General features: G+C 33.6%; 3 protein-coding genes, 1 tRNA gene, 2 rRNA genes and 1 riboswitch. All 6 genes read right to left on the bottom strand.

Annotated features, from left to right (window positions below; translation table 11 throughout):
- Positions 1-63: 63 nt before the first annotated feature.
- A complete protein-coding gene (lysA, locus tag QP548_RS10025; protein WP_061426513.1) occupies positions 64-1359 on the bottom strand; it encodes a diaminopimelate decarboxylase in 1296 nt (431 codons plus the stop codon).
- Positions 1360-1490: 131 nt separating this feature from the next.
- A riboswitch (Lysine riboswitch) is annotated at positions 1491-1661 on the bottom strand.
- Positions 1662-1768: 107 nt separating this feature from the next.
- The gene (locus tag QP548_RS10030; protein WP_003448766.1) at positions 1769-2308 is read right to left on the bottom strand and encodes an NAD(+) diphosphatase; all 540 of its coding nucleotides are present in this window, start codon (positions 2306-2308) and stop codon (positions 1769-1771) included.
- 413 nt (positions 2309-2721) lie between these two features.
- Positions 2722-3414, bottom strand: a complete 693-nt coding sequence (gene sfsA / locus QP548_RS10035; RefSeq protein WP_061426512.1) for a DNA/RNA nuclease SfsA — start codon at positions 3412-3414, stop codon at positions 2722-2724.
- A gap of 1001 nt (positions 3415-4415) precedes the next feature.
- Positions 4416-4490 (bottom strand) — tRNA-Glu (locus QP548_RS10040).
- Positions 4491-4496: 6 nt separating this feature from the next.
- Positions 4497-4614, bottom strand: a 5S ribosomal RNA gene (gene rrf, locus QP548_RS10045).
- A 52-nt stretch (positions 4615-4666) separates the two neighbouring features.
- Positions 4667-6000: ribosomal RNA gene (locus tag QP548_RS10050) — 23S ribosomal RNA — on the bottom strand; the annotation flags it as partial.

Consider the following 6000-nt stretch of genomic DNA (forward strand, 5'->3'; position numbering starts at 1 on the left):
TATTCTAAATACTTTTAATAAAAAAAGTTGTATAGTTTTTTTACTATACAACTTTTATATTAATTAAAAACATTCATTTCTAAGCAAATCTTCATAAGTCTCTCTTTTACACATAACTTTTGAAATTCCATTGCTTACACTTACAACTGCCGCCTTAGGAATTCTATTATAATTATTAGCCATTGAATGTCCATATGCTCCTGTAGACATTATAGCTAATATATCTCCAGTTTCCATTCTAGGCATTTCTATGGAATTTAAAAGTACATCCCCTGATTCACAGCATTTACCCGCTACAGTAACTATCTCTTTAGAATTATCAAAAACTCTGTTAGCTATTAATGACTCATAATTTGCACTGTATAAGGCTGGTCTTATATTATCACTCATTCCACCATCTACACTTACATATTTTCTTATATTAGGAATTTCTTTTATAGCTCCTACAGTATAAAGAGTTAATCCTGCATTACCCACAATACTTCTTCCTGGCTCTATACTTAATATAGGCACATTCATATTTAACTTTCTGCATATTTCATCAGCTTTATTTATTATAACTGTACAATATTCTTCTATTTCTTTTGGCTTATCTCCTTCAGTGTAATATATACCAAATCCTCCACCTAAGTCTAATTCTTTTATTTCATATCCTAAGGTTTCTTTTATATCATTTATAAGATTTAGCATAATTTCTGTTGTATCTTCAAAAGGTTCTAAGTCAAATATTTGCGAACCTATATGACAATGCAATCCATTAAGTTCTATATACTCTAATTCCATTGCTCTTTTAATAGCGTCATAAACTGTATCACCAATTACAGGGAATCCAAATTTTGAATCCAATTGACCTGTTTTTATATATTCATGGGTATGGGCCTCTACTCCAGGAGTTATTCTCAAATAAACTTTTTGAACTCTTCCATATTCTTGAGCTATAGAATTAAGAACTTCTAGTTCATGAATATTATCAACTATAAATCTTCCAATTCCTAATCTTACTCCTAAATCTATTTCATAATCAGATTTATTGTTACCATGGAAATATATTCTTTCTAATGGGAAACCTGCTTTATAAGCAGTATAAAGCTCTCCACCTGAAACAACATCTAAATATAAATTTTCTTCATTAACTAAATTGCACATGGACATATTTATAAATGCCTTTCCTGCATAGGTAACTCTGTTTCCTCTTTCTTCACACTTCATAGCATTATAGTATCTTCTACAATTGCTTCTCACTAACTCTTCATCAATAACATATAAAGGAGTTCCATATTCCTTGCTTAAAGCACTTGCTTTTACTCCTCCAACATATAATTCATTTTCTTCTACTTTCATTGATCCAAATAATTTCATATCTTTTCCCTCCACAAACTTTTTTAGTGGCAGAGTATAAAAGTATGCAAAGCTACCGACTTTCCTGGCATTTAATTCCAATAAATAAAAACAGCAAAGGAACACCTTTGCTGCCTTAATCGCAACTTAGCGTACCTTGTAGCACTCCACTTTTTTCAAAGTGACAGTTATATGCATATTATACATATACCCAGAAATATTAATCACCATTAATATCTCTTCGGCCATAATCCCTTTCATCATACATAAACACTCGTCAGCTACTTATGACTACTCTTAATTACGGCACCTCTACTTTGGTCCTATTTTCAAATTATTTATGCTTTTATTATATTAATTATTGTTTATAATGTTACTAAAAAATCTTAAATAATGCAATAGTGTAAATTAAAATTATTAATAAAAAAATTTACACATTACAATTATTTCCTTCACATCTAAATGCATTAGTACCTTCATAACCTATTTCTTTTAAAACTTTTTTTACCACTCTTTTTCCTATGCTATCCTCATTTAATTCACAAAGAGCATCCTCTATATTGTACCAAGCAGCTCCTTCTACTTCAGTTGATTTCTCTATCTCTCCTGATTCATAATATGCTAAATAGGTTAACATAAGTAACTCTTTTCCTTGTACAAAATCACTTCCTAAATATTTTATATCTTTAACTGTTATTCCTGTTTCTTCTTTTACCTCTCTATAAACAGTTTCCTCTGCACATTCATCTACACCTACATATCCAGATATAAGGACTTTAGAATTTTCATATATATAACTTTGTTTTAGAAGAATTATTTCATCACCTTTTATTACAGCAACAACAATACATGGTTTAGGTAAATCAAAAAACATCATATCATGTTTACTACAATAAGGTATCATTCCCTCATCCCAGCTATTCTTTAACTCTAATTTTTCACCACATAACGGACAATATTTAAATTTCATAATTAATTTCTTTAGTAAAGCAAATATATTACCTTCTATAATTTTTTATTTCAAATTTATCTGATTCTAAGGTAAAGCAACTATATTTCCTTCTGTAAATTCTTAAAATCACCATCTATAACTTATAAAAACTCGCTATTTTAGATAAGAATAGTAATATATAAATTAAGCTAACTAAAGTTCACCACCTTTCATATTCTCAAATACTTATCATATCTTTTCTATAAATTCAACTTTAAATAATAAATTCTAACTTTAAATACTAAATCCCCTAATATTAACTTAATATTTAATATTTCATGTTTTATATTTTACATATATTTATATTTTTAATTCTATAAACTCAATTTATAACAATGGATGCCTTAACTTATGCTATTTCGGCTTCTACTTTCCAATTATATAAATTAAACTTATAAAACTATTTCTACAGGATTAAGTAACTCAATTTCTTCTTCAGTAACTTTGCAATTATATGCAAAGATATCTACTCCTTCTTTTTTAGCTAATCTCAGTGCTTCCCCAAACTTAGGATCTGTTTCATCATTAGGAGAAAACTTATTTACATTATCTATCTGTATTAAAAAAATTATTCCTGCACCCATTCCTAATTTTTTAATTTCAATCAACTCTAATATGTGTTTCTTTCCTCTTTCAGTTGGGGCATCTGGAAATCTAGTCTCTCCATTTTCTTCTAAAGTTACCCCTTTTACTTCTAAAAAGTATGTATTTTCATTATCACCTTGTAATTTAAAATCAAATCTAGAATTTCCAAAAGTTTTTTCTCTATTTATATTATTAAAATTTACTAACTTTTCTATCTTTTTATTTCGTAATGCCTCTTCTACAACTTTATTAGGAATCTGAGAATCTATATTTATTAAAACCTCACCCTTATAAGCTGCAATTAAATCATACGGAGTTTTTCTATTTGGAGTAGTTCCTTTTCTTAAAAGAACTGTACATCCTTCTTTTAAAATCTCTCTACACCTTCCAGTGTTAGGGACATGAACTAATAACTCCTCATCATCTAAAACTACATAAGCTTGAAATCTATTTGGTCTTCTTAAAAAAATAGCTTTTCTAATAACACTATTGTACTTCATCTATAGTAACCTCTTCATATATTATTTAACTTCTACTCTTAGTTATAAATCAAGAAAAATTTTTTGTTCCTAAAGTTTATGTTTTAATTTCTCTAATGAGTTTTTCTCATAACTCACCAATTTTTTATTCCTAAGTTATATTGAAATTTATATTAATCGATTCTTATTATAACTCATCAACTTTTTATTCCTTATCTACTAAAAAACTTAAATATTTCTCAGTTAATAAAAACATAAAATTTAAATTTTCCACTAAATAGTAGGGCTTAAAGATATAATTAGTTAATACCTTTTTATGTGAAACTTATTTATCTTCTCTTTCACAACTAGTTTAAAGATGTAATAAGCTAATAACTTTCCCTTTTATGACTTAATAAAGTATGTTTTTCTACATTCCTTGTTATTATATTCTACATAAAAATACTTTTATTAACAAGGTTGAAATGAAGAAGATACATAACTTCATTCTTTTAGTGCACAATTTGTAAAGAATTAAGAATAATCACTTAATTAAAAATATACATAAATTCATTTTCTTATATCCCATTTAAAAACCTTCTTTTTAGCTCAAATTCCTGAAAACTTATTTTCATTTTAACCCCAAAATTATTTCTTATATATCTAAAGTAAATTTCAATAAACTCTTATATTAAGTTGTTTTCGTTAAATTAACAAAAAGATATTTTCTTATCTCTCTAAAGTTTATATGAACATACTAAAATAGCAAATGCTCTAATTACACAGTCATAACCAGCTCTAAAACTGGTGACTTACACTAAGTATATAAGCTTCAAATAAATAGATTTGTTTTCTTCATTTAAACTATCTATTTATTTTCAATATATTTTTAATTACCTCTAAAAATATATTTTTTAAGTTTAAAACTATTTCTTAAAGATAGAGATCTCTTATTGGTGCTATAAGGTTTTATCCAATACCTGCATAGCAGGTGATTTTATTTATAATAAAAAAAACTCGATAAGCAATGCTTATCGAGTTAATGGTGACCCCTAGGGGAATCGAACCCCTGTTACCACCGTGAAAGGGTGGTGTCTTAACCGCTTGACCAAGGGGCCAAACTAACCTGGCGACCACCTACTCTCCCACACAGTCTCCCGTGCAGTACCATCGGCTTCTAAAGGCTTAACCGTCGTGTTCGGAATGGGAACGGGTGTTACCCTAAAGAACATCATCACCAGATGTTTGAAAAAACTTTGTTCTTTCAAAATTGCACATATTTAATTTACTATATTTGGTCAAGCCCTCGATCTATTAGTATCGGTCAGCTGAACATGTTACCATGCTTACACCCCCGACCTATCAACCTTGTGTTCTTCAAGGGATCTTACTAGCTTACGCTATGGGAAATCTCATCTTGAGGTTGGCTTCACGCTTAGATGCTTTCAGCGTTTATCCATTCCCGACTTAGCTACCCAGCTGTGCTCCTGGCGGAACAACTGGTACACCAGAGGTCAGTCCATCCCGGTCCTCTCGTACTAAGGACAGCTCCTCTCAAATTTCCTACGCCCGCGACGGATAGGGACCGAACTGTCTCACGACGTTCTGAACCCAGCTCGCGTGCCGCTTTAATGGGCGAACAGCCCAACCCTTGGGACCTACTTCAGCCCCAGGATGCGACGAGCCGACATCGAGGTGCCAAACCTCCCCGTCGATGTGGACTCTTGGGGGAGATCAGCCTGTTATCCCCGAGGTAGCTTTTATCCGTTGAGCGATGGCCCTCCCACGAGGTACCACCGGATCACTAAGCCCGACTTTCGTCCCTGCTCCACTTGTGGGTGTCGCAGTCAGGCTCCCTTCTGCCTTTGCACTCTTCGAACGATTTCCGACCGTTCTGAGGGAACCTTTGGGCGCCTCCGTTACTTTTTAGGAGGCGACCGCCCCAGTCAAACTGCCCACCTAACAATGTCCTGTGACCAGATTCATGGCCGCCAGTTAGAATTTCAGTACTGTCAGGGTGGTATCCCAAGGTTGACTCCACCAAGGCTGACGCCCTGGTTTCCTAGTCTCCCACCTATCCTGTACAGACAATACCAAAACTCAATGCTAAGCTACAGTAAAGCTCTACGGGGTCTTTCCGTCCAATCGCGGGTAGCGAGCATCTTCACTCGCACTACAACTTCGCCGGATTTACAGTTGAGACAGTGCCCAAGTCATTACGCCATTCGTGCGGGTCAGAACTTACCTGACAAGGAATTTCGCTACCTTAGGACCGTTATAGTTACGGCCGCCGTTTACTGGGGCTTAAGTTCACACCTTCGCTTGCGCTAAGTGTTCCCCTTAACCTTCCAGCACCGGGCAGGCGTCAGCCCCTATACATCAGCTTACGCTTTAGCAGAGACCTGTGTTTTTGCTAAACAGTTGCTTGGGCCTATTCTCTGCGGCCTACTCTCGTAGGCACCCCTTCTCGCGAACTTACGGGGTCAATTTGCCGAGTTCCTTAACTGTAATTCTTCCGCCGGCCTTAGGATTCTCTCCTCACCTACCTGTGTCGGTTTGCGGTACGGGCACTACTTCTCTCTCTAGACGCTTTTCTTGGCAGCGTGGAATCATGTACTTCGGTTCCGT

This window comes from Clostridium sp. UMB9555A (assembly GCF_030222355.1).
Classification (GTDB): Bacteria; Bacillota; Clostridia; order Clostridiales; family Clostridiaceae; genus Sarcina; species Sarcina perfringens.

Bases quoted from the DNA above. Each gene is read 5' to 3' on its own strand.
- sfsA (WP_061426512.1), bottom strand. From the start codon at position 3,414: ATGAAGTACAATAGTGTTATTAGAAAAGCTATTTTTTTAAGAAGACCA.
- lysA (WP_061426513.1), bottom strand. From the start codon at position 1,359: ATGAAATTATTTGGATCAATGAAAGTAGAAGAAAATGAATTATATGTT.
- QP548_RS10030 (WP_003448766.1), bottom strand. From the start codon at position 2,308: ATGAAATTTAAATATTGTCCGTTATGTGGTGAAAAATTAGAGTTAAAG.